This is a genomic window from Streptomyces sp. TG1A-60 (assembly GCF_037201975.1).
Lineage (GTDB): Bacteria > Actinomycetota > Actinomycetes > Streptomycetales > Streptomycetaceae > Streptomyces.
In genome coordinates this window covers 4,358,567-4,380,602 of record NZ_CP147520.1, presented here as the reverse complement: position 1 = coordinate 4,380,602, position 22,036 = coordinate 4,358,567, and the positions used below count along the sequence as shown (strand labels likewise).

Genomic DNA, 22,036 nt, shown 5'->3' with positions numbered 1-22,036 from the left:
GGTCGCACCCAGCGCCGCGCCGCCCTGGGGCCACGACGCCCCGGCCCGCCGAGCGGAGCGAACGGACACCTGTCGCCCGTAGGCCGCTTTTCGAGCGTTCACCTCACCGAGCGCCGGCAACTCCAGCGCGTCCGCGCCGCGACAACGGCACGCTGTACGGATCGCCCTGCCCGCCCGCGACATCGCCCTCTCCCTCTTCATCCGGCCCGGTGAGGACCTCACGCGTCCGCAACGCGCCATAGCGCGCCACCGCCGATCGAAGTCGAGCGCGTCGGGGTTGTGTGGCTGGGTCAGGCGTCGGCTCCGGTGTTCGCGCGGCGGCCTCCGGGCTGAGGGCCGTACCAGTCCAGGCACAGGACGGTGGCGTCGTCTCTCACACGGCCGTTGCAGGCGGCGGTGACCGCGGCGACCATGGCGCGCACGGCCTCGCGGGGATGCTCGGTGGCGGTAGCACGGATGAGGCCGGGCAGGTCGACTGCTTCCGCTTGGCGTTCTTGCATGCCGTCGGTGTAGAGCACGAGGCGGTCGCCGGGGCGCAGGTCGATGTCCTGCACCTGGTACGGGCCCTGCGCGGCGACGCCGAAGGGCAGGTTGATCTGCAGCTGGATTTCGTCGACCGTGCCGTCGCGCAGCCGTAGCGGCCAGAGGTGACCGGCGTTGACGAGCTGGGCGCTGGTCCCGTCCAGGGCGATGCGCACCAACTGGCCGGTGGCGAAGGTCCGTCGGCCGTGGTCGAGGAGGGCCCGGTGGGTCTCGCGGGCCTGTTCGGCAAGGTCGGTCCCGGCGCGGCGGGCGCCGCGGGAGGCGTTGACCAGGAGGGTGGCCATGAGGGAGGCGTCGACGTCGTGGCCCATGGCATCGGTGATGGACAGGTGCAGGGTGTCGTGGTCGAGGGAGTAGTCGTAGGTGTCGCCGGCGATGTCGGAGGCCGGGACCAGGGCACCGGCGAGGGCGAACTCGGCGGCCTCGCAGGAAGGGGCCGAGGGCAGGAGCTGGCGCTGGATCTCCGCGGCCAGGCTGACCGAGGTGGTGCGGTTGCCCCAGTGGTAGAGGTCGGTGAACCGACGGTCGGTGACGATGATGTACGCCAGCGCGTGCGCGGCCTCTTCCACCTGCTCCAGCACGCCCGGCGTGACCTGGGTGAGGAACACCTCCAGGACCCCGATGGTGTCACCGCGGTTGGAGACGGGGGCGAGCACCCGCTGCCCCTGCTCGCCCTCCGGTGCCCGCACCAGCTTCTGGGTGCGCAGAACCTCGTCGTAGTCGCTGCCGTCGAGGGGGATCTGATCGGTGCGGCGCTCCTGTTGCGTAGCCGCCTTCTCGCTGACCCGCAGCAGGCGTCGCCCGACGACGTCGACGAACAGGAACGACACGTACCGCGCGCCGAACCGGTCGCGCAGATTACACGCCACGACGTCGAGGGAGCCCACCGGCGCGGCATTCTCCGCCGCTGCCAGCACCTCAGCCAGTCCGATCCGATCACGCGCCACATCAGCCTCCCTTGGTTGCGAACTCTCCTTCCCACCGACACGACAGGCATCCCAACCGCGAGACCAGCTTCAACACGTGCGCGCCAAGGGACCGGGAGCAACCCGATGACACACAATCAGAGTCCGCTTCCACAGGACAGCTGGGGTTGCGCGCGGCACGACAGGAGCCTGGTCGGCCTCATGCTCGGGGTCGTGATGGCGAGCGTGGGGACCTGACCCGTGGTGTGCGCGATCGGCGCCCCGGTAACGCACGACGGACAGCCCGTCCAAGAACGGCGAGCACAACGAAAGAGCCCCCACGGTCCCCCCGCTCCGGAAGCAGGCGGCAGAGCTCACCACCCATCCACGTCTGGCACCCAACGGAACACACGGCCACCACACTTGGCGCAACCGCTGACGCCACGGACATCGACTCCACAAGCTCAGTCGTGGCGGGCGAGCTTGACCGCGGATACGAGCAGGATCACGACCAGCGCGGGGATGAGCACCAGGTCCGAGAGCACGCCGAGGAGCAGTCCGCCGAGCGCTGCACCGGCGATCGGGCCTGCAACCATGACCATGGTGAAGCGGAGGTTGGTACCGAGCACAGCGAAGCTGCCGTCACGGCTGTAGCGGGCGAAGGCCACCAGCATGGTCGGCAACGACACCAGCAGGGAGAGGATTCCCGCAATCTTGACGTCCACCGCGAACAACAGCACGATCGTCGGGATCAGCAGCTCGCCCCCGGCCACACCCATGATCGCCGCGACCACCCCGATGCCGAACCCGGCCACGACTCCGCAAGGCACCTGGGCCCACAACGACAGCGTGAGCGTCCCCGGGGTGACGGTGTGAGTGACCAGCAGGGCTGCGGCCATGAGCACCATCAGCGCCGCCAACACCTTGTAGAGGGTGGAGCCGCGCATACGTACCGCCCAGGCCGCCCCGGCCCAGGCGCCCAGCAGGCTCCCCACCAGGAGGTTCGTGGCGACAGGCCAGTGTGCGGCCACCTCGGAGGCCGGGACCGCTGCCAGGCGGGCGGGCAGCGCGACCAGGACCACGACCAGGCTCATCGCCTTGTTCAGGATCACCGCTGAGAGCGCGGCGAACCCGAACAGGCCGATCAGCAGCGGCAGCCGGAACTCCGCCCCGCCCAGAACACCGATGACCGCTCCCGCACCGAACACCAGAGTCGCTGAGTGCGTCGAACGTACGGCTCCGAGCCGCCCTCAGATCTCGCAAGCCACCACGCCATCGCCGTCACGATCAAGCTCTGGGCGGTAGCCCGGCTCCCCGACGATAAGTGGCGCTGCCCCAGCGGCCCGCGCCTCGTCACAGTTCTCGTAGAACACAGCCGTCGGCTCCGGCTCGGCCGGCGACTGCGTGGGCTCAGGCTCCACAGTCTCGGTGACGGTCGACTCCGGGACAGGCACAGGAGGGGCCGTCACGGTAGCCGTCTCCGTCACCGGAGGCCTGGACGGCGTTGGCACCCCAGGCTCCGTGGTCGTCGGAGAAACACTCGGCGTAGACGGCGAGTCCGGCGTCTCATCGACGTACCCCAGGGGGCCGAGGATCGCCCCCAGGACAACGAGGACCACCACGAATCCGGCTACCGCGCCCAGCGCAGCCATGAGGATCCTGCCGGGCCATCCCGCAGCCGCCCAGCGCCGCCGAATGCGCCACACGGGCCCCCGCCGCCCACCAGTGCCAGCCATAGCCACCACCACCGCCGTGTCGAACAGCCACCGACCATCAGTGCACCACGCCCCCGAGCCGCCTGCACGTTGCACACTGGCGTCATGGAGTCGCTCAACATCCGGCCCGGCCACCCCACCGCCCACCAGACCGCCCGACAGCTCGGCATCACCCTCGGCGGCGTCCGCAAACTCGTCCAACGCGGCCGACTCCCCCGCTCCGGCGGCACCGAGCGGCAACCCTGGTACGCCTGGCGGGACGTCGCGGCACTCGCCATCGAGAGGCGCACCCGCAACGCCGCTTGACCGCAGGTCAGCCGCGTGTCACGATCCGGTTGTACAAGCGTGCCCTCAACCGGCACCACAGACACACGACGAAGCCCCGGCTGCCGCTCACAGTCGGGGCTTCGTCGTGTCACAGCACAACCATCGCCATCCCCCACACGTCACACCCGTGACGCACCAGCACTACCAGGGGGAATCATGCGCATCCGTACGACCATCGTCGTAGCCACGGCCGCGCTCGCCATCGCGCTCGTCGGCTGCAGCAGCGACAACAACGACAGCGAGCCCAAGACCATCGAGAGCAGCAGCCAACCCAGCACCGACAACAGTGCCGCTGAGAAGGCCGCCGGCATCCCCGCCGAGCCCACCGGCGCCAAGCGTGACGCCCTCCTCGCCGCCATCCACGACGTCAACGCCAAGCTCACCGCCGACGAGGACAAGGCCATCGACGCCGCGCGCAACCAGTGCTCGGGACTCAACGGCGGCGCCAAGAACCCGGACCACCTCGCCGCTGAGCGGTTCTCCTACAACGGGATCACGCTCACCGACGACGACGGTGCGCACCTCAACATCGGGCTGCGCAAGACGCTCTGCCCCAAGACCTGACCACGCCAACTCCGTCCCGGCCCGCACCACGCAGGCCGGGCCGCGGCATGCCAGGGGGTGAACGTGGCCACCGACCGCGACGAACTCACCAGCTACGAGTACCGGCAACTCCGCGCCCGCATCCTCGCCGCATCCGACGTGTGCATCGTCTGCGGCCACGGCGCCAGCGACACCGCCGACCACATCCACCCCGTCAGCAAGGGCGGAGCACGCCTCGACCCCGACATCCTCGCACCCATCCACGGCGTCAAGGGCTGCCCCGTCTGCCTCCACAAGTGCAGGTACGGGCTGGAGTGCCCGCCGCTGTGGGGGACGCCTCGAAACCCGGACCGTCCCTCGCTCGGGCCGAAGCTGTGGAAGGTCATGACCCGGCTCGGCGCCCCGCCGATGCCGTGGCAGAAGTACGTGTCCGACGTCGCGCTGGAGATCGACCCGGTGACCGGGCTGTTCGCGCACCGCGAGGTGGGCGTCAGCGTTCCCCGGCAGCAGGGCAAGACGGAGCTGTGCCTCGCCGCCCAGGTGCATCGGTCGCTGGCGTGGCAGCGGCAGACCACCGTGTATGCGGCGCAGACCCGGGGCATGGCCCGGCAGCGTTGGGAGGACGAGTTCCGGGAGAAGATCTCCGGCTCGGACCTGGCCCGGATGGCGCGCATCCGGAAGAGCAACGGCAACGAGGCGATTCTGTGGGGCCGCACCCGTTCCAAGATGGGCATCACGGCGAACACGGAGAAGGCGGCTCATGGCCTGACGCTTGACCTGGGGTTCATCGACGAGGCGTTCGCGCACGAGGACGACCGCTTGGAAGGCGCGTTCAGCCCGGCCATGCTGACCCGGCCCATGGCCCAGCTGTGGTGGGCGTCGGCCGGCGGAACGACGAAGAGCGTGTGGCTGAACAAGAAGCGGGAGACGGGCCGCGCGCTGGTCGAGGCGCTCTACGACGCGTTGGCCGAGGACGCCGCAGCGGTTCGACCGCGGGTGGCGTACTTATCCGCCGGACGGACGCATACGGCCGCGAGTATTGGACCGGCCGCGAAATGCAGCCGCTCATGACGTACTCCCGTTGGGAAGACTTCGCCACCGTGGTCGAGAAGGCCAAGGCGTCACTCGCGTTGGTGCACGGCGACGACCAGGCGGCGCATCACTTCGCCGCATCCCGAAGTGATGGCGGGCGCTGGGGAAACCAGAAGCTCGACGACTACCGACTGACACGCTTCGGCGCCTACCTGACGGCCATGGCCGGCGACGACACGAAGGAGGCTGTGGCCCAGGCCAGGGTCTACTTCGCGGTACGCACCCGTGAGGCCGAACTCGGCGCGCTCACCGAGATCGAGACCCGCCGTACCGCGCTTGCCCGAGCACGAGAGATGATCGACTACCGGCTCTTCCGCGACATGATGGCCGAGAATGCGCCCGACTACGAGCCGAGCAGCAAGGCCACTCGGCTCTTCTTCGCGGCTACCCAGAACAAGCTCTACCTCCAGGTCGTCGGCATGACCGCCGAGGAGATCAAGCAGGCCCGGACTCTCGTGACCTGGCCGGGTATCGACGAGGGCAAGCCCGAGCCGAGCGTCAGGAAAGCGGTCCGTAAGGTCGCGAAGAACTACCTCACCGAGCTGAACCGGCTTGTTGGCCGGCTGTGTCTGCGCGCCGAGGACATCGCCGACGACGGGATGCACCTGTCGCTCGTCCAGTGGCGGCACCTCGTCGAGGTCGAACTCGCGATGGCCAACCGCCAGATCGCGGCCTGACGTAGCCACCGCGGCCCCGCTCCTCCGGGAGAGCGGGGCCGCTTTCGTCATACCCGGGGTCAGTCGTCGAGGTCGATGACGAAGTCCACGACGGTGGTGTCGCCGCGCCACACGATCGGGTGGGCCACCTCAACGACCCGGCCCGTGTCAGCGATGTGCCGACGCGTGTACCGCAGCACTGGCACCCCTGAGCCGATCCGTAGCGTCGCCGCCTCCAGTTCGGTCGGCATGCCCGTGGTGAACGACTCCGTGATCCTGGTGACCCGCAGGCCGATGCTCGCCATCTGCGCCCGAGTCCCGCCCGGCCACGGCTCGTTGATCGGATCCGAGACCGGCGTGCCGGCGACGTCCGACCACCGCACGTAGGACGTCGACATCTGGGTGGGCTGATCGTTGTCGTAGAACACGAAGTGGCGTGCGAGGAGAGGTTCGCCCACCTCGCACTCGAACAGCGCCGCCAACTCCGTGTCCGCCTGCGCCCTCTCGAACCGCTTGTCGAGCCGGTACTCCGACCAGCCGATCCCCTGGTCCTGGGTGAACGGAGTCGACCTGCCCCCGGGTGCGGACCGGTAGCGGTCGGCCGCCATGCGGTGGACCGGCGGCCGAATCCGCACGCGGGTACCTGCGCGGGCCCGGCTCTCGGTAAGGCCCTCGCTGGCGAGCAGGCGCAGCGCGTTGCGGACCGGGGCCTCGGATACGCCGTACTCGGTGCACAGCTCGGGGATCGTCGGGATCTGGTCGCCCGGCCCGAACTGCCCGCCTGGAGAGATGCGGCGTCGCAGGTCGGCGGCGATCCGTAGGTACTCAGGCTGCGCCACCACGGCACCCCCACTTCGAGCGATCACGTCAATCCGGATACACATACTCTCCCGTTCCGCTTGACCATCAACAATCACCCCGACAATCTGGATACAGATAAGCACTATCCGTATCCTGGAAACCGCGAATCCGGGGGACAGCTATGCCCGAGTCCGGTCATACGTGTCAAAAGCCATTCAAGGGCCTGACGGAACAGCACGAGCCCCCGCGCACGATCGCCTGGTGCAGCTGGCACAGCGGGCTGAGCGACACCGCCCGCCCCGTACGCATCAGCCTCGACGGAAGGGTGTTCGCGTGCGAGCGATGCCGCCAGGCGAACAACCTCACACCCCTGACGGAAGCCGACTCGAAACTCCTGCCCGAGCCGCCACCCGTCATGGGCCTGACGTGGGCGCAGACCGCCGGGTGGGCGTGCTGCTTCTGCGGCGAGGCCATACGGGCCGACGCCGTCAGCATCGGCAGAGCCCAGGGACACATGGGCGCCCACGACCTCAGCGCCGAGGTCTATGCCTGCTCGGCCTGCGCCCGGCCCGGCACCCTCATCCCGGAATCCGACCAGCCAGGAGGCAGCCAGTGAGCAAGCAGCAGACGACGAAGACCGCCAAGCCGGTCAAGACCTCCGTAGCCGACCCGGCCAGGCCTCAGGGGCTGGGCGGGATGTGCTGGGCGGAGCACCGTCACACATGGGTCCACTGCACCGATCCGATCGGGCACGACGGCCCGCACTGGCACACGTACAGCCAGACCAGTCGGTAGAGACCCCCGCCCGTCCCTGCACCGCGTGAGTTCCTGGGGGCGGGCGGGACAGGCCCCGGCCGGTACGCGAATCCCGGCCGGGGCCGCTCCATATCTTGATCGCCTGCACTCCGGGCGAGCAATGGGCGAGCAATCGATCACTCAGCCCCCGAAAACGGCGTGAGCCCCAGTCCAGGTGTGGTCTGAACTGGGGCTCTTGCGTAGGCCCTGTGGGACTCGAACCCACAACCAATGGATTAAAAGTCCTGGCCAAAGCTTGCTAGGGGGTTCCGGACGGTTCTTCGGTGTCCGGAACCCCCTGGTCAGGACTGATGTGACTCGTGACGCGGTCTTCTCGGTGATGGCCTGTGCGGTTCCGTCCGCTCACGCATCGCTCACGCAGAAGAGGTCGGCTGAGCAGCACGTTCAGCAGCAATGTAGGTGCGGCGCTACTGCTTCTGGCGCTCGCAGTCCCAGCATGCTCCGGGGTGGGAGCGGACTCGTGCCCGATCGGGTCGAGTCGAGTCGCAGGTTCGCAACGACTTGGACCAGTTGCACGTGGTTCGGCGGCCGCTCCTTCGCTTACAGGTCGAATAGTGCGTCGCCCGCGTCCGATGTTGCCTTCAGCGCCTTGGTTGCCTCTGTGGGAACAGGGAGGATCCCCGCTGTGGTCAGGTCCGTCACCGTGATCAGTGGGCCCGCGCACACATCATTTAAGAGATCGGCCTGTGCTGGCTCCTCTCGCACGAGCAGGCCGAGGACATTCAGCAACTCCAGCAGCTCCGTTGTCCATGAGGGAAGCCAGCGCGGAGCTACCTCGTGGTCCAGTTCGAGGCGTCGCTTGCCGGCGGGGTTCCTCCGTCGGTAGCCGAACCACTTGTCGAGAACGTTCATCCCGGACACTTCGTACTCCCGGACCGCGCGAGGCACCGGACTGATCCGTCCACTGCCGACCCACAGATCCTGTGTCACGGGGTCGTACGCCAGCTTCTCCGGCATGGCTTCCGCATCGTCCGGGATCTCCTCGACGCATCGAGGGCGGTCGCGTGGTAGCAGCACCCTGCCGTACGGCCTCCCGGCCGTCTCGTCGACGTACCGCTCGCCGTAGGTGTGTAGCCAGAGGACTCGCTGGCCGATGGCAACTGCCTGCTCCCACAAGCAAAGGTCAACTGTGAGGGGTATCCGCGCGCCGGGGACTTCGAGGTCCTCTTGGAATCGAGCCGTGTACTCCGGGTGGGACGCGATCGCGGCGATGTAGGCCAGCAGGTCTTCAGCGACGATCGGTATGCCGAGCCGCCCGGCGAGCAGGGGGAGCAGACCGGGCATGACGTTGGGCAGCGTGCCGGCGGCGTTGCGGTAGAGGGGACGGGCGCAACCGCTGCGGTTGTTGAAATAATCCATGTCGGTAATGAGGGCGCTGAAGACCAGTGCCGGACCGTTGACCACCGGGTGGGCGTTCTGCTCAACGGTGTAGATCTGGCGGTCGCTGCGAACTCGCCAAAGGTCCGCTCTGCCTCGCTCCATCAATCGGCTGTCCGGCAACACGTATTGCCGGTCGAACGAGCGGAACCCAATGCGCACCGTTTGAGGGTTTGTCCTGTGCTCGGCGGCGAGCGGTATCCGCCCGTGAGACTCAACTCCTGGCAGGGGCGGGACATTGTCTGAAGGCGCTCGCTCACCAGAGCGTCCGAGCATCTCGGCGCGTCTCTCGGTATCCGCGGCGAGTAAGCGCTGCCACCGTTTATGAAGTGTGTCCTCGTCCGGCGCGTAGACCCACATGCGCCCAGGCGTGACGCCACGAGACGACCACGGCATCAGATCTCTCAGCTGCGGGCAGGACTCCCACAGGTCGCTGCCGGGTGGCAGAAAGGCATCCGTCTCACCCGTGGCGCACTCGCGCCACTCGGGGTCGTCGAGCCTGAGTGTCGTCAGGCGTTCGATCTTCTCGTCTCGGCGCCCGCCGACTTTGAGGTGTCTTACCTTGGCAGTCTGCTGGTCCGTCCGTGGCCTGGGGCTGTCCCGCCACCGCACAAAGATCGCGATGCACAATTCCTGGGCGACCTCAGGGAAGATCCGGGTCGCGACATCCGCGCGGTGGCCCTGCGGGGACAGGTCGACGATCCAGCCTTCGTCGGCGGTTTCGCGTAGATAACGCCGCATTCCGGCGAACGCCCGCCCCTTGAGCCATGCCTTCGGAGTGATCAGCGCGACCACACCGAATGGCACGTCGTCGTGTGCGTCGAAGACCTTCCAGGTGGCCCAGCGCCAGAAGTAGACGTAGAGGTTGGCGATCTTCGACTCGTACCTGCCGTTGCCAGGTTGCCGGAAGGCCCCCAGCGGGGCCGGGATGTCCGCCTCGGGCTCCCCTCGTTCCACCCACTTGCCAGCGCCCCGTTTCACGGCGTCGTGAGGCGGGTTGCCCATGACGACCATGACACGCTCGTCCCGCTTGACCTGGTTGGCCTGGCGGCGGGATTCCGCGAGCGCCCGGTAGGTGTGGGGGATCCAGTTGAACTCGGCTGTCGGGCTGTCCAGGGCATCAGCCACCAACAGCCTGAGTCCCTGGGCGGGGGCCGCGGACCCGTACTGCTTGAGCATGGCGTGCATGCGTAGTTCCGCGACAGCGAACGGACCAACCTGCATCTCGAAACCGACCAGTCGACGCCCCACCATCTCTCGCAAACGTGGGCCCACCGCGCCTGGGCCCTCTGCCTCGGTGATGGTCTCGGCGGCCAGCTCCAGCGCCGACAGGAGGAAGGTGCCGGTGCCCATGGCTGGGTCGACAAGGACCACATCGGGAGAAGCGAAGCCGGATGGGATACGGAAACCCTCCCGCTTCAGGACGTCCTCGACGAGCCGCGCCATGGCCGAGACGACGCCGCGCGGTGTGTAGTACGAGCCTGTGCGTATCCGCAGGTCCGGGTCGTAGATCTGGAGAAAGTGTTCGTACAGCAGGAAGTAGGCGTCCCCGGTGCCATCGTCCAGCACATCCCACCTGACCGCGCCGATGACACGAAGCAATGTGTTCAGCGTGGTGGACAGGCCAGCAACAGAGTCGCCGGCCAAGACATCCAGGGCCTGCCCCATCAACGAGTGCTTCTTGCCGAGCTTCGTGGCGATCTCATGCACAGTCTCGCCTTCGAAATTGATCTCCTCAACCCTGGCGAGCAGCAGTGCGAACACCACTGCCTGACCGTATTGCTCGACGAACTGGGCGTCGGTTGCTTCCGGAAACAGCAGGTGTCGCCAGTCCTTGGCGAGTGTCGTGAATGCCGGTGGACGTCGACGGCTCTTCTCCTGTGCGATCGCTTCTCCGACCTCTTCCGACAGAAGTTGGCAGAGTCCGGCGACTGCTCTGATGAGCTGACTCGTGGTGCGAGGTGTCTGCGGCTCCCAGGTCAGGAATGCGCGTAGCACCCGCGCGAGTGTCCCGTCGGCGGGGGTAAGCCGGGATCCAGAGGTGAGAACCGAGCCCTTCATGTGGGCCACTTCACCAACCCGTTGGCCCTCTTGGTGGACGGAGAATTCGTTCCCGTCACAGAGCAGAACGTTGTTGAGCAGCCGTAGTTTTGCCCACTGTTCGGCGTTGCGGCCTGTGTAGACGGACGGGTCGGCCTGCGTGCCCGGCTTCTTGAGCTCGATGTAACCGACGAGGGCGCCTCCGACCTCAACGGCATAGTCCGGGCGGGCTCCCATGTCGACAAGTGGGACTTCGCCGATGAGAGTGACTTCCAGACCCAGGCCACGACATATGGACCGGATCATGTTCTCCAGCGGTCCCCGGAGCTGGTCTTCCTGCCACCCACTGCCTCTCAGCTTTGGCGTGACCTCCGCCCCAAACGTCGACACGGCGGCCTGCACTGCCTGCTCGAAGCTGTCGTCGATCCTGCGACGGGACCCCATACCGCCCCCATCCCCAAGGCGGGCAGATCCGGCCGACGTCAGGTCAGTGCGGCCACCTGCCGCACCGTGCTCCCCGTCAGGGCCGGACTTTTCCGGCCCTCGCTGTTCCATGACCGTAGGAGGGGAGCGCGGGGCGCCTGGAGGGTGCATGCAGGGGCGCACAGAAGCACCAATGTCATCGTCCTGCGACGGCTACACCGGGTCACCAGGACTCCGGAGAGCTTGAAAGTGGAACTCGGCTTGGATGTGCCGTGCCAGATCTCGTCAGCAGGCAACGCTCCCTTGGCAGTCGAACGAGTGGCTTTGGGCCCGTGCCAACAGCCTCGCTGGGGCAGTCGCGATATTCATCGTCGGCGTGAGGACCGGGGCAGGCGTGTCGTCTGTCTCGGCGATCGCCAGCGCACCTGGGCCGCGATCGCCACAGCCCTACACCAACCCCCAGCAGTTGCACGCGTGTTCCGGAAGCACATCCGACTCACGCAACTGGCAACTACGATGATCGCTCTGCGGCTCAAGCGTCCCTTGGAGCACCATGCGCCTCGAAAACATCAAGATCGAGAATTTCCGCGGACTCACGCATGTGGATGTCCCTTTCTCTCGGTTCGGCTGCCTCATTGGCGAGAACAATGCAGGAAAGTCATCCGTGTTCCAGGCGCTGAACATGTTCCTGCGATCAGGAATCGCCGTCGATACAGATTTTCTCGACAGAAGGCGAGCAATCAGAATCCAACTCACTTTCGGCGGCATCACTGAAGCCGATTTGACGCGACTCGAAGAGGGGCATAAGACTCGAATCGAGCGGGAGATTCGAGACGGAAAAATCACGCTGGCTCGGGTCTACGAGGGCTCTGGAAAAGGAACATTCCGTGTCGTCACGAAGGTCCCTAAAGACCATCGTTACACAAAGCTCGTAATTGATGACACTCTGAAATCTGGCCTCTCACCTGAAATTATCGCCGCGAACGTTACTGCGGTATACCCGGAGGTCGCCGAAAAACTCCAGGGGAAGATTAATCGTGCGGCAGTGAGGAGAGAAATCTCTGCAATCACTGAAGCATTCGGTGACGCCGACTACACCACCGGGGACGAGACGCTTCCGACTGGTCTAGATAAATCCATTTCTCCTCTCCTTCCAGAACCGATCTATATTCCAGCCGTGAAGGAGCTCAATGAAGAGGTGAAGACAACTTCGACTGCCACTTTTGGACGACTTCTTGCACTTCTATTCGGGCAAATCGAGCATCAACTTCCCGAATTGGAGTCATCCTTCGAAGCCCTTCGAGGTCAGCTCAATGTAATCACGCATGAGAATGGTCAGGAGTCAGACGATCGCCTGGCCGAAGTGCGACAAATTGAATCGCTAATTCAAAGCAATCTCCAGGAATCTTTCCCTCGGGCGAACGTTCGGCTGGAAATTCCTCCGCCTCGTTTGCGCAGCCTGCTAGAAGAGGCTCAGATCTCTATCAACGATGGGATCAGCGGCCATTTTAAGACTAAGGGAGATGGCCTTCGAAGGTCAGTCGCCTTCGCCATCCTTCGCGCATATGTAGACATGAAGACTTCCCGTCCAGTCACGACGGACCGCACTCAGCAACCTTGCCTGCTCCTCTTCGAGGAACCTGAGGTATTCCTGCACCCACGGGCCCAGCGCAAACTCTTCGAAGCCCTAACCTATTTCTCCGAGTTCAACGATGTACTAGTTAGCACCCACTCCTCTTCGTTCTATGCACCTGGAGCAACTGGGACCTTCGTAAAGGTCATTAAGGATCATTCATTGAACCCGCCAGCGAGCCGAACCTGCGTAATCGACCTATCAAATATGGAGGCTCGCGACCAATTCGAGATCATCAAGCATGAAAATAACGAGGCGGCGTTCTTCGCTAATTCTGTGCTGCTCGTAGAAGGCCCTAGCGACCACGTACTTATCCCACATATCGCTCGGACTCTCAACGCGGAGTGGGATTTCGAGAAGCATGCAGCAGCAATCGCCAAGGTGGAGGGGAAAGGTAGCATCGCACGCTACCGAAATTTCTTCTCACGATTCGAAATGCGGGTCGCCGTACTAGCCGACTTGGACGCTCTAATCAGTGGTTTCGATAAGCTGGGCGCCAGCAAAGACTGTCACGGCATGCGAGACCTCCTAGTTGCCAAGGTGAAGGAGATGGCCGAGGCCGAAGACCTGGGCTCTGAAGTATCCGGAAGGACCTTGAAAAGCATGCGCTCCAGCGGCGAAGTGCAGCAGCTCTGGAAACAGGCCCGAAGCAAGCGAGAGTTGTACGCGCAAGGACTGTGCGAATGGGATGAACTCGACGATGCCGTCAACGAATTCTTTGCGCGCTCCACTTCAGGAACAATGCGAAGAATCTTGGAAGAGGCTGCACAGCCTGAACTCAGAAAAATGAAACTAGAACTACTGCAGGCGCTGCGCAAGGAGGACATCTACGTTTGGGAGCGCGGCGCAATTGAAGATTACTACCCGCCGCTGGGAAAAAACGAGTCCGCAAACAAGAACGACCGCGCTCGCACATTCTGCGAACGCCATGTGACTGCGGAAGACATTAGGGGTTTGCCCGCATTCAAGGATGCAGATCAATGTGAATTCGACTTGGTTTTCGAGTCATTCTTCGGGGTGATGTCCTCGGAACTGGTTAGTAAGATCCCAAATCAACCGGGGTCAGAGTCGGTTGCCCCGTCCCCGGTTGGGGATTGAGGATGAGACCTATCCACTATTCAATGCCATCCGCGGCAACCAGCAGGGGCATCGACTCGATGGCGGGCTTGAGGACTCGGGGTGGTCGTCCGGTTTCAGCTGGGCGACAGAGCTTCCCTTCGCCAACGAAGAGCGGGCTGGTCGCCTGGCGTCCGGCGCCTCGGACCGGCGCGGACGGGTGGTTCGGTGACCATGCGGGTGTAGCCGAATGCTCAGTCTGCCGCTTTCTACCGCGGCCGCGGAGGTCGCTGCCCGCCGGACAGGCCCGCGAATGGACTCCGAGCACCAACTCCCGTGCTGCGCGCGCCTGTGGGTCAGCGGATGGCGCGGATCATCACGATGAGGACCGGTGAAGCCGGTGACGGCTGGCTTTGCCCGATGTCCTCGTACCCCCACGACTTGTAGAGTGCGTGGACCTTTCCGTCGCCAGCGGCCGGGTTGACCATGAGCGTGACGAACGGTTCGTCGCGTGTGGCGAGGAGGGCATCGTGGATGCGGCGGGCGGTGCCGGTCTTCCGCCAGGTAGGCCGGACGCCGATCTCTTTCAAGGCCACCGCCGGACGCTCGGTGTACTTCTCCGCCGGCGTCGGGCTGGTGCGCTGCCAGTACCGGTCGCCGTGCTCGATGGTGTTGCCGTAGGCGTAGCCGACCGGATATCCGTCTGCGTACGCGAGGACGGCCGTGAATCCCGGCTCGGTGCTGTGCCGGTCCAGGCGCTCGCCGAACGCGGTGACTGCGTAGTTCGGCAGGTGGAGCAGCGGGGCGCGTACGTCGGCGTACACGTCGAGGAGGTCGCCGCGGGCGGTGTCGAGGGTGGTGAAGGTGCGCAGTTCGATGGCGGGCGCCGTGGTCATGCGGCCATCCTCCAGTTGGCGGTGTGCTCAGTCCAGGTCTGCACGGTAGAGCTGCCCGCCGCGGTGGCGCGCAGTGCGGCCCCGAACTCCTGCAGCATGCGCGTGACCCGGGCGTGCTGGGTGGCGGCTTCGGCGGGGACCTTCATCGCGGTGGCAGTGGCGGCGTCGGGGGCGCCCTGGGCGAGCTGGGCGTGTGCGAGCCGGGTGGTGGCGATGGCGCGGGACCGGATCATATGGGGCCGGAGGGCGGACAGGCAGCGGTGGGCGTGGTACTCGGCGGTCGAGTAGTCGCCGAGCGCCAAGTGCGCTGACAGGGCCAGGGAGTCCAGCTCGGCTTGGTCGTAGAAGGCGAGCATCCACACCGGCCGGTAATCGGTGGGGTCGGCGCGCAGCATGGCGTCTTGCGCCTGCTCGAAGGCCCGGCGGGCGCCGGTGCGGTCCTGTGCCGTGCCGTGGATGGCGCCCTGGCGGGCCAGGCCGAGGGAGGCGAACAGGGGGTCACGGCGGGTGAGGTGCAGGTTGCGGGCGACGTCGTTGGCGGCGAGCGCGTCGGCGGGGCGGCCCATGTGGCGGTACATGGTGCCTGCGTGGCTCCAGATGCGGAACTTGATCGCCTGGTCGCCGGACATCTCGGCGAGGGCCTGGGCCTCGCGCATGTGCGCCTTGGCGACGTCGTAGCGCCGGCCGTCGATGGCCGCCCACATCGCGGAGGAGCGGAAGGCGGCTGCTGAGGCGTAGAGGTTGCTGCGTACCCGCTGGGTGGCGCTGCCGGCGTTCTGGAGGTTGAGGGCCTCGTCGGCGAGGGCGGCGGCCCGCTGCTCGATGCCGAGTTGTCCGCCGTGGCGGTGGTCGCTGGCGATGATCTCGGCGAAGCGCTTGTTCAGGCGGTTGACGTCGCTTATGCCGATACGGCGCGGCGATGCGGTGCCCGGTGCGGCTGCTGCTGCGGCGGCCGCCGCAGCGATGCCACCGACGAGAGTACGGCGCTTCATGTCGGGGTCCTCCTGCTGTGGTGGGGCCGGGGTGGACGACGGCCGGCCCCGTGGCACGAACCCTAAAGCGACGGCGGGTAGTCCGGTGACGTCCTCAAGTGCCTTGCGGGCGGCTGACTTTGGCCACGTGACCCGGCCCGCTTTCCATGCCCGGACCGATGAGCCGTCGAGTCCTCCAGGGCGCCCGGTCAACCGTTCAATGGCCCTGTTCACGGCCTCGGCGAGGCTGTTGGAGCTGTAGCCGTGTTCGGTCATCCACGCCTCAAGAACGGTGTTGCGGGTGGTGTCCATGCGGGCACGGTAGCCCGCGCAATCCCCGCTCGCCAGGTAAAGGAGAGGTCAAAACGTCCTAGGCGAGTCCGTCGGCTGAGTGTCTGAACGTCCTAACCAACCTGTTGGGAAAGGGAGTTGTCTGGGTGATGGTCGCCCGCCGCGCCCCACCGTGCGGGCGGCTGTTGACGGCCCGGCCCGCCCCTGAGGTTCCCCCGCGGGGGTGGGCCGGGCGCCGAGACGACACGAAGGCTCCACCCCAATGACGAGTCTGAGAACACCAGTTGAGGCCCTCTCCGCCGGCCGCCCCACGTACAGCCAGACCTTCCCGTGCGAGCCGTCCACGGCCGAGCTCGGCCGCGAACTCGTCCGAGATGTCCTCGGCGTGTGGCACCTCGACGGTCTCGCCGACCGTGCCGCGCTGATCATCACGGAACTCATCGCGAACGCCTCCAGGCACACGCCGTGCCCCGAGATTCGCCTCACGGTTGGGCGGCCGAGCGCGACTCGACTGCGTGTCGGGGTCGTGGACCGGGAACCGTCACGTCTTCCCATACTCAGCCAGGCGGCTGACGACGACGAGTCGGGGCGCGGGCTGCTCCTCGTCGATGCTGTCGCCGACCGCTGGGGCTACGACCTGCACGGCTCGGACAGACGCCCTTGGGGCAAAGAGGTCTGGGCGGAACTCCGTACCGAGGCCAGCAAGTGAGCATCCCGGCCACGGCACCCTCGCCCCTTCCGGATCTCGCCCGACTCCGGCCCCGCCAGCAGATGGCCATGGACTGCGCCCTCTGCGCCCGGCCACTGGGAGCGAGCGGTCGACCACTGGGCGAGATACGCCACCGGGGACTGCCGTTCCAGCTCTGGGCCTGCGCTCCCAACTGCCAGGCCGCCAGATCGACTATCCCGACCAGCTGAGAAAGGGGACGTCCTTCCATGGAGTGGCCGTGGATCACCGGTGACTGCTGGCTCGGCTGCGGGCGTACCGACGTCCTGGTGATCTGGCTCGGCCCGGTGCAGTGGGACGGGCAGCACGCCCCCTTCTACGCGTGCGAACCGTGCCTCGATCGCCTCAAGGCCCAGGCACGCGCCTACTTCATGGAGCGACGACCAGCATCCGCTTGATCAGAATTCCGGCACATGACTTCCCGGCGTGAGGCAGGCACCCCGCGAGGACTTCCTACGCGGAGTACGTCCCCTCCTGCCGGGCAGCCAGGCGCCGTCCGGTGAGCAGCCGTCTGGCAACGCTCCCGCAGCGGCACCTGGTGGGCGCTCTAGCCCAGTAACACCACAACGATTAAGAGGAGTTGAAGCATGACACGCAGCACCGTAGTTCCCGGCCGCACCGAAGTACGCCCGCACATCCCTGGGGCATCGGACGGCTTCGACCTGGACGTCTCCCTCGTCGAGATCGCCGACCCGGCGGGCCTGGTCAACCTCACCGACGACAACTGCGGATCCACCTGCGGCGCCTGCACCACCAACGTCGCCTGACCGGACCCCAGATCACACCTGTCTGGTGCCGCCGCGTCTCCGCGCGGCGGCACCAGCCGCCCGTCCCCTCGCCTTACGGAGGTACTCGGTGGTTGCTCCGCCCGCAGCGTTCCGCACCGGTTCCACCGCTCTCGTGCGCGCCGTGGCCCGGCCCTCGCTCCCGTTCCCTCCATGCCCTGACCTCGATGACCGCTCGCCCAGTGGTGCGTCTGCCCGCGTGGCGTGGCTACGCGCGGTCTGGGCGAACAAGGACACTGCCGAGGCACTCCAGCACTCCAGCCCCGTCCTGGCCATGCAGGTACGGGCCCTGTGTACGGTCGAGCACCCCGCCCTCCGTGATGTGCAGCGCGCGGCGCTGTCCGTGGCCCGCTACCTGCTGCGGGCCCAACACCGGGCGACACCCTTCGGCCTGTTCGCCGGCGTGGCCACCGCGGAGTTCGGCCCGCAGGTGCGGTCCGACTGGGGCGAGGAGCACGTGGCCGTCGGCCGCGCCGGCGCACAGTGGCTGGCTGCCGTGGTCGAGCGGTTGGAGTCGTCCCCGGACCTCCTCGAACGACTGCCCGTCGTCATGAACAACACCGTGACGTTCCGCGGAGACCGCCTCATCGTGCCGTTCCAGCCCGACGTCTACGACGACCGGACTCGCGCGGTCGAGGCATCTCTGGCCCTGACCCGACCGGTGCGTGCGGTCCTTGCCGCGACCCGACTGCCGATCCGGTTCGCCACCCTCGTGGACAAGCTCCAGGCGGAGTTCCCCGAGGCCGGTCCCAAGAAGGCGCGTCAACTGCTGACGGAACTGATCCGGCGGCGGGTGCTGATCACGTGCCTGCACGCTCCGAGCACCGAGACCGATGCCCTCGGGTATCTGGTGGGCCAGCTCGACGTCATCGACGCCGGAAGCCTCGCCTCGGTCGCGGAGACCGTGCGCGAACTCCACGCGGTCCGGGCGGGCATGAAGGAATGTGCCACGCACGGCGGCCGGGACAGCGTCGCGGCGCGGATGCGAGACCTCGTCCCTGGCCTGCACCGCCACCCCGTCGCGCTCGACCTCCGCCTGGACGCACAGATCGTTCTGCCGGAAGCGGTCGCCCGAGAGATCGAGCGCGCCGCTCTCATCCTGACCCGCTTAAGCAGCCGTCCGTACGGGACCGCCGCCTGGAACAAGTACCACCAGCGGTTCTACGAGCGGTACGGCATCGGCACGATGGTGCCGGTCACAGAGGTCGTGGCGGACAGCGGCACCGGCTATCCCGGCGGCTACCCAGGCGCTCCGGCCAGCGCACGCAGGCCCCGTGTCTCCGCTCGCGATGACGCCCTCGTACGACTGGCTCAGGCCGCCGCGCTCGACGGCCGTGACGAAGTGATCCTCACGGACGAACAGATTGAGGCCCTGGACGTGGGTCCCGACGAGCCTCGGCTGCCGCCGCACTTGGAGATCGGGGTGCGGGTGCACGCGTCCAGTCTGGAGGAGTTGCAGCGCGGGCGGTTCCAGCTGGAGGTCGTGAGCGTGTCCCGTGGTGCCGGCGTTTCCATGGGCAGATTCCTCAGCGTGCTGGCCCCCGCCGACCGGGAGGCCCTGACCGCAGAGCTTGCCGACCTCCCGGCCGCCGACGGCAACACCATGCCCGCGCAGCTCTCTTTCCCGCCCCTGCTCCCCGAGAGCATCCACATCACCCGCTCCCCACAGGTCTTACCCACAGTGATCAGCCTCCAGGAGCACCGCGCCCCGCAGGACACCGTCCTCACCCCGGAGGACTTGGCTGTGGGGTGCGACGGCCGCCGCATGTACCTCGCCGTCCCCGAGCGAGGCCACCGTGTTGAGGCCGTCGGGATGCATGCGCTCAACCTGCGCACCCACACCCCGCCACTGGTGCGGTTCCTCACCGAACTGTCCCGCGCTCAGTGCGCGCAGGTCACCGTCTTCGACTGGGGCGCCGCAGCGGCCATGCCGTTCCTCCCACGTCTGCGGTACGGCCGGACCGTGCTGGCCCCGGCGCGCTGGCGACTGGAAGCGTCCGAACTGCCCGGCCATGCCCGCCCTCGGGCCGAGTGGGACGCCGCGCTCAGCGACTGGCGTGCCCGCCGGAGGCTGCCGCGCCGCATCTACCTCGTAGAGGACGACCGGCGCCTCTACTTCGACCTCGGCGAGGCCAGCCACCGTGCACTCCTGCGTCGGCACCTCGACCATTCGCGCCTGGCCGTGCTCGTCGAGGCCCCGGAACCGGAGGCATGTGGCTGGTGCGGTGGGCGAGCCCACGAGGTCGTGGTGCCCCTCAAAGCAACCGGACCGTCGGCATGGCCGCCACTGCCGGCCCCCAGCCGGGCCCGTGCTCTGTCTGCGGCCCAGAGGCAGACGCCTGCCGCTTCCTCGGTTCTTCTGGCCGCCCTGTACGGCGATCCCCGCCGCCAAGACGTCTTGGTCTCCCGGCACTTGCCCGGCCTCCTCGAACAGCTCGGCAACCCGCCGTGGTGGTTCATCCGCTTCCGCGACCCGGATCAACACCTCCGCGTACGCATCGCCCTCCCCGACCCGCAAGGCTTCGCCGACACGGCCCGAACGGTGAGCGCCTGGGCCGACCAGCTACGAAGCGTCGGCCTGCTGGCCGACCTTCGCTATCCCACCTCCTACCGCGAGATGGGCCGCTGGGGCTCCGGCACCGCATGGGTGGCGGCCGAGGAGGTGTTCCGGGCGGACTCGCGCGCCATCCTGGCCCAGCTCGCGCAGCCACAGCGTCCGGGCCAGCGCACGCTGGTGGCAGCCCACACGGTCGCCATCACCTCCGCCTTCCTCGGCACCACCGAGGCCGGGATGCAGTGGCTGATCGACCACATCCCGCCGACTGCCCCCGTGCCCGTTCCACGCCCGCAGTTCACCGACGCCGTACGGCTCGCTGACCCGAGCGACGAATGGTCGGCCCTGCGCAGCGTCCCGGGCGGAAACGCCATCGTGTCCGGATGGACTGACCGGGAAGCGGCACTCGCCGCGTACCGGCCGCACCTGCCCGGCCCAGACACCCAGGGCATCGCCGTCGACGACGTCCTGACCTCCCTGCTGCACGTCCACTTCGTACGCCACGTCGCCGTGAATTTCCCGGAGGAAGAGGTGTGCCTCTACCTGGCGCGTGCCGCCGCCCTGGCCTGGACCGCCCGCACCAAGGGGAGGGCCTCGTGACCACCCACCACGCGCTCGCCCTGGTCGACGCCATCGCCGTCCGGCTCGCCGACCCCGACACGGCGCTCCTCGGTCCGAGGATGCTGTCCTCGGACCGGCAGCACCTTGCCTACGGCCCTCCCGGAATCGCGCTCCTGCACATCGAGCTGGCCGCGAACGGCCTCGGCCCGTGGCACCGCGCCCACGACTGGCTCGCCGCCGCCTCCCGGCAGCCGCTCACCAGCGGCCCGGACAGTCACCCCTTCTACGGAGTGCCTGCCTTCGCCCACGCCCTGTCCTGTGCCGCCGACCACCTGCCCGGCTCCTACCAGCGCGCCCTCGACGCGATGGACGCCCAGATCGCAGTCGACGTCGGACGCCGTCTCGACGCGGCACACCGCCGCATCGACGCCGGACGCCTGCCGCAGCTCGCCGAGTTCGACACCATCCGGGGCCTCACCGGATACGGCGCCTACCTACTACGCCGAAACCCCGACAGCTCCACGACGCACGCCGTTCTCGACTACTGCGTGCGTCTCACCGAACCGATCACCCACCACGGCGAGAGCCTGCCGGGCTGGTGGGCGGAGACCGGGCCCTCGGGCAGCCCGGACGACCGTTTCCACGGCGGGCACGCCAACACCGGTATGGCGCACGGCATCGGCGGCGTGCTCGCGTTCCTGGCCCTTGCCGCTCGGAACGGCTCCGTCACCGATGGGCACCATGCAGCTCTGCGCACCATCCTGGCCTGGCTGGACCGCTGGGAGGAGGAGGCCGACGGCGAACCGGTCTGGCCGTACTGGGTCACTCAGGGCGAGCTGCGAAGCGGGCGTCTCGCCCCGTCCGTGCCCCGGCGGCCGTCCTGGTGCTACGGCACCGCCGGCCTCGCCCGCGCCCAGCAACTTGCCGCGCTGGCCCTCGGCGACACCCGCCGCCAGATCGACGCGGAGAACGCACTCGTGGCCGCCCTCACCGATCCCGAGCAGCTGAAGGCCACGACGGACAACGGCTTCTGCCACGGCTTCTCCGGCATCGCCCATGCTGCCGCGCGCACGGCCGCAGACGCCCACCCCTCGACTGCGGAGAAACTCCACGCCGCGATCCCGGCCCTCCTGGCTGCGGTCATCCCACCGGGCACCGACCCCGAACTCATGGCCACGACGCTCATCCAGGACGAGAAAGGCGGCCCCGGCCTACTCGACGGCGCCGCCGGCATAGCCCTGGCCCTCCTCGCACCCAGCACCGCCGCACCATCCCGGTCCGCCTGGGACGCCTGCCTCCTCATCGCTTGATCCACCGACCGAAG

General features: G+C 67.3%; 19 protein-coding genes. 12 read left to right on the top strand and 7 right to left on the bottom strand.

Features of this window, described 5'->3' with window-relative positions; all coding sequences use genetic code 11:
* Window positions 1-290 precede the first annotated feature (290 nt).
* From WBG99_RS18890 to WBG99_RS18880, 3 genes are all read right to left on the bottom strand, one after another.
* Entirely contained in the window at window positions 291-1,490 is a 1,200-nt protein-coding gene (locus WBG99_RS18890) for a PP2C family protein-serine/threonine phosphatase (RefSeq protein WP_338897423.1), read from the bottom strand.
* 422 nt (window positions 1,491-1,912) lie between these two features.
* A complete protein-coding gene (locus WBG99_RS18885; RefSeq protein ID WP_338897422.1) occupies window positions 1,913-2,656 on the bottom strand; it encodes a TSUP family transporter in 744 nt (247 codons plus the stop codon).
* A 42-nt stretch (window positions 2,657-2,698) separates the two neighbouring features.
* A complete protein-coding gene (locus WBG99_RS18880; protein ID WP_338897421.1) occupies window positions 2,699-3,100 on the bottom strand; it encodes an excalibur calcium-binding domain-containing protein in 402 nt (133 codons plus the stop codon).
* Between the two features lie 168 nt (window positions 3,101-3,268).
* On the opposite strand from WBG99_RS18880, the gene WBG99_RS18875 reads away from it, so the two are divergent.
* From WBG99_RS18875 to rhuM, 4 genes are all read left to right on the top strand, one after another.
* Complete coding sequence (locus WBG99_RS18875; protein WP_338897420.1) at window positions 3,269-3,469, top strand: hypothetical protein; 201 nt, start codon at window positions 3,269-3,271, stop codon at window positions 3,467-3,469.
* Between the two features lie 177 nt (window positions 3,470-3,646).
* Window positions 3,647-4,054, top strand: coding sequence for a hypothetical protein (locus tag WBG99_RS18870; RefSeq protein WP_338897419.1), 408 nt, complete (start codon window positions 3,647-3,649; stop codon window positions 4,052-4,054).
* 63 nt (window positions 4,055-4,117) lie between these two features.
* On the top strand, window positions 4,118-5,104 hold the full coding sequence (locus WBG99_RS18865) for a hypothetical protein (protein ID WP_338897418.1): 987 nt from the start codon (window positions 4,118-4,120) through the stop codon (window positions 5,102-5,104).
* Complete coding sequence (rhuM, locus tag WBG99_RS18860; protein WP_338897417.1) at window positions 5,101-5,802, top strand: RhuM family protein; 702 nt, start codon at window positions 5,101-5,103, stop codon at window positions 5,800-5,802. The genes WBG99_RS18865 and rhuM overlap by 4 nt, the downstream gene beginning before the upstream one ends.
* 59 nt (window positions 5,803-5,861) lie before the next feature.
* Here rhuM and WBG99_RS18855 read toward each other — a convergent pair whose 3' ends face one another.
* Window positions 5,862-6,620, bottom strand: a complete 759-nt coding sequence (locus tag WBG99_RS18855) for a GntR family transcriptional regulator (RefSeq protein WP_338897416.1) — start codon at window positions 6,618-6,620, stop codon at window positions 5,862-5,864.
* Window positions 6,621-6,763: 143 nt separating this feature from the next.
* On the opposite strand from WBG99_RS18855, the gene WBG99_RS18850 reads away from it, so the two are divergent.
* Together WBG99_RS18850 and WBG99_RS18845 are read left to right on the top strand one after the other, a co-directional pair.
* Window positions 6,764-7,198, top strand: coding sequence for a hypothetical protein (locus WBG99_RS18850; RefSeq protein WP_338897415.1), 435 nt, complete (start codon window positions 6,764-6,766; stop codon window positions 7,196-7,198).
* Window positions 7,195-7,377, top strand: a complete 183-nt coding sequence (locus WBG99_RS18845; protein ID WP_338897414.1) for a hypothetical protein — start codon at window positions 7,195-7,197, stop codon at window positions 7,375-7,377. Before WBG99_RS18850 ends, WBG99_RS18845 begins: the two co-directional genes overlap by 4 nt.
* Before the next feature lie 561 nt (window positions 7,378-7,938).
* Here WBG99_RS18845 and WBG99_RS18840 read toward each other — a convergent pair.
* Window positions 7,939-11,259, bottom strand: coding sequence for a type ISP restriction/modification enzyme (locus WBG99_RS18840; protein WP_338897413.1), 3,321 nt, complete (start codon window positions 11,257-11,259; stop codon window positions 7,939-7,941).
* A gap of 532 nt (window positions 11,260-11,791) precedes the next feature.
* Here WBG99_RS18840 and WBG99_RS18835 point away from each other — a divergent pair.
* Window positions 11,792-13,969 carry an AAA family ATPase gene (locus tag WBG99_RS18835; RefSeq protein WP_338897412.1) on the top strand — a complete coding sequence of 726 codons (2,178 nt, stop codon included), beginning with the start codon at window positions 11,792-11,794 and terminating at the stop codon, window positions 13,967-13,969.
* Between the two features lie 314 nt (window positions 13,970-14,283).
* On the opposite strand, the gene WBG99_RS18830 is transcribed toward WBG99_RS18835, so the two are convergent.
* Window positions 14,284-14,823 (bottom strand): GNAT family N-acetyltransferase, encoded by a 540-nt coding sequence (locus WBG99_RS18830; protein WP_338897411.1) that lies wholly within the window; start codon window positions 14,821-14,823, stop codon window positions 14,284-14,286.
* Window positions 14,820-16,106 (bottom strand): XRE family transcriptional regulator, encoded by a 1,287-nt coding sequence (locus tag WBG99_RS18825; protein ID WP_338897410.1) that lies wholly within the window; start codon window positions 16,104-16,106, stop codon window positions 14,820-14,822. Before WBG99_RS18825 ends, WBG99_RS18830 begins: the two co-directional genes overlap by 4 nt.
* A 241-nt stretch (window positions 16,107-16,347) precedes the next feature.
* On the opposite strand from WBG99_RS18825, the gene WBG99_RS18820 reads away from it, so the two are divergent.
* The 5 genes from WBG99_RS18820 to WBG99_RS18800 all read left to right on the top strand — a co-directional run bounded on the left by WBG99_RS18820 (window position 16,348) and on the right by WBG99_RS18800 (window position 22,022).
* Window positions 16,348-16,794, top strand: coding sequence for an ATP-binding protein (locus tag WBG99_RS18820; RefSeq protein WP_338897409.1), 447 nt, complete (start codon window positions 16,348-16,350; stop codon window positions 16,792-16,794).
* A gap of 227 nt (window positions 16,795-17,021) precedes the next feature.
* A complete protein-coding gene (locus WBG99_RS18815; RefSeq protein ID WP_338897408.1) occupies window positions 17,022-17,210 on the top strand; it encodes a hypothetical protein in 189 nt (62 codons plus the stop codon).
* Window positions 17,211-17,399: 189 nt separating this feature from the next.
* Window positions 17,400-17,579 (top strand): FxLD family lanthipeptide, encoded by a 180-nt coding sequence (locus WBG99_RS18810; protein ID WP_338897407.1) that lies wholly within the window; start codon window positions 17,400-17,402, stop codon window positions 17,577-17,579.
* Between the two features lie 217 nt (window positions 17,580-17,796).
* Complete coding sequence (locus tag WBG99_RS18805; RefSeq protein ID WP_338897406.1) at window positions 17,797-20,751, top strand: lantibiotic dehydratase; 2,955 nt, start codon at window positions 17,797-17,799, stop codon at window positions 20,749-20,751.
* Window positions 20,748-22,022 (top strand): lanthionine synthetase C family protein, encoded by a 1,275-nt coding sequence (locus tag WBG99_RS18800; protein WP_338897405.1) that lies wholly within the window; start codon window positions 20,748-20,750, stop codon window positions 22,020-22,022. The genes WBG99_RS18805 and WBG99_RS18800 overlap by 4 nt, the downstream gene beginning before the upstream one ends.
* Window positions 22,023-22,036: the final 14 nt, after the last annotated feature.

Coding starts and splice junctions, on each gene's coding strand:
- WBG99_RS18850 (WP_338897415.1), top strand. CDS start 6,764: ATGCCCGAGTCCGGTCATACGTGTCAAAAGCCATTCAAGGGCCTGACG.
- WBG99_RS18835 (WP_338897412.1), top strand. CDS start 11,792: ATGCGCCTCGAAAACATCAAGATCGAGAATTTCCGCGGACTCACGCAT.
- WBG99_RS18820 (WP_338897409.1), top strand. CDS start 16,348: ATGACGAGTCTGAGAACACCAGTTGAGGCCCTCTCCGCCGGCCGCCCC.
- WBG99_RS18875 (WP_338897420.1), top strand. CDS start 3,269: ATGGAGTCGCTCAACATCCGGCCCGGCCACCCCACCGCCCACCAGACC.
- rhuM (WP_338897417.1), top strand. CDS start 5,101: ATGACGTACTCCCGTTGGGAAGACTTCGCCACCGTGGTCGAGAAGGCC.
- WBG99_RS18840 (WP_338897413.1), bottom strand. CDS start 11,259: ATGGGGTCCCGTCGCAGGATCGACGACAGCTTCGAGCAGGCAGTGCAG.
- WBG99_RS18815 (WP_338897408.1), top strand. CDS start 17,022: ATGGAGTGGCCGTGGATCACCGGTGACTGCTGGCTCGGCTGCGGGCGT.
- WBG99_RS18810 (WP_338897407.1), top strand. CDS start 17,400: ATGACACGCAGCACCGTAGTTCCCGGCCGCACCGAAGTACGCCCGCAC.
- WBG99_RS18880 (WP_338897421.1), bottom strand. CDS start 3,100: ATGGCTGCGCTGGGCGCGGTAGCCGGATTCGTGGTGGTCCTCGTTGTC.
- WBG99_RS18830 (WP_338897411.1), bottom strand. CDS start 14,823: ATGACCACGGCGCCCGCCATCGAACTGCGCACCTTCACCACCCTCGAC.
- WBG99_RS18825 (WP_338897410.1), bottom strand. CDS start 16,106: ATGGACACCACCCGCAACACCGTTCTTGAGGCGTGGATGACCGAACAC.
- WBG99_RS18870 (WP_338897419.1), top strand. CDS start 3,647: ATGCGCATCCGTACGACCATCGTCGTAGCCACGGCCGCGCTCGCCATC.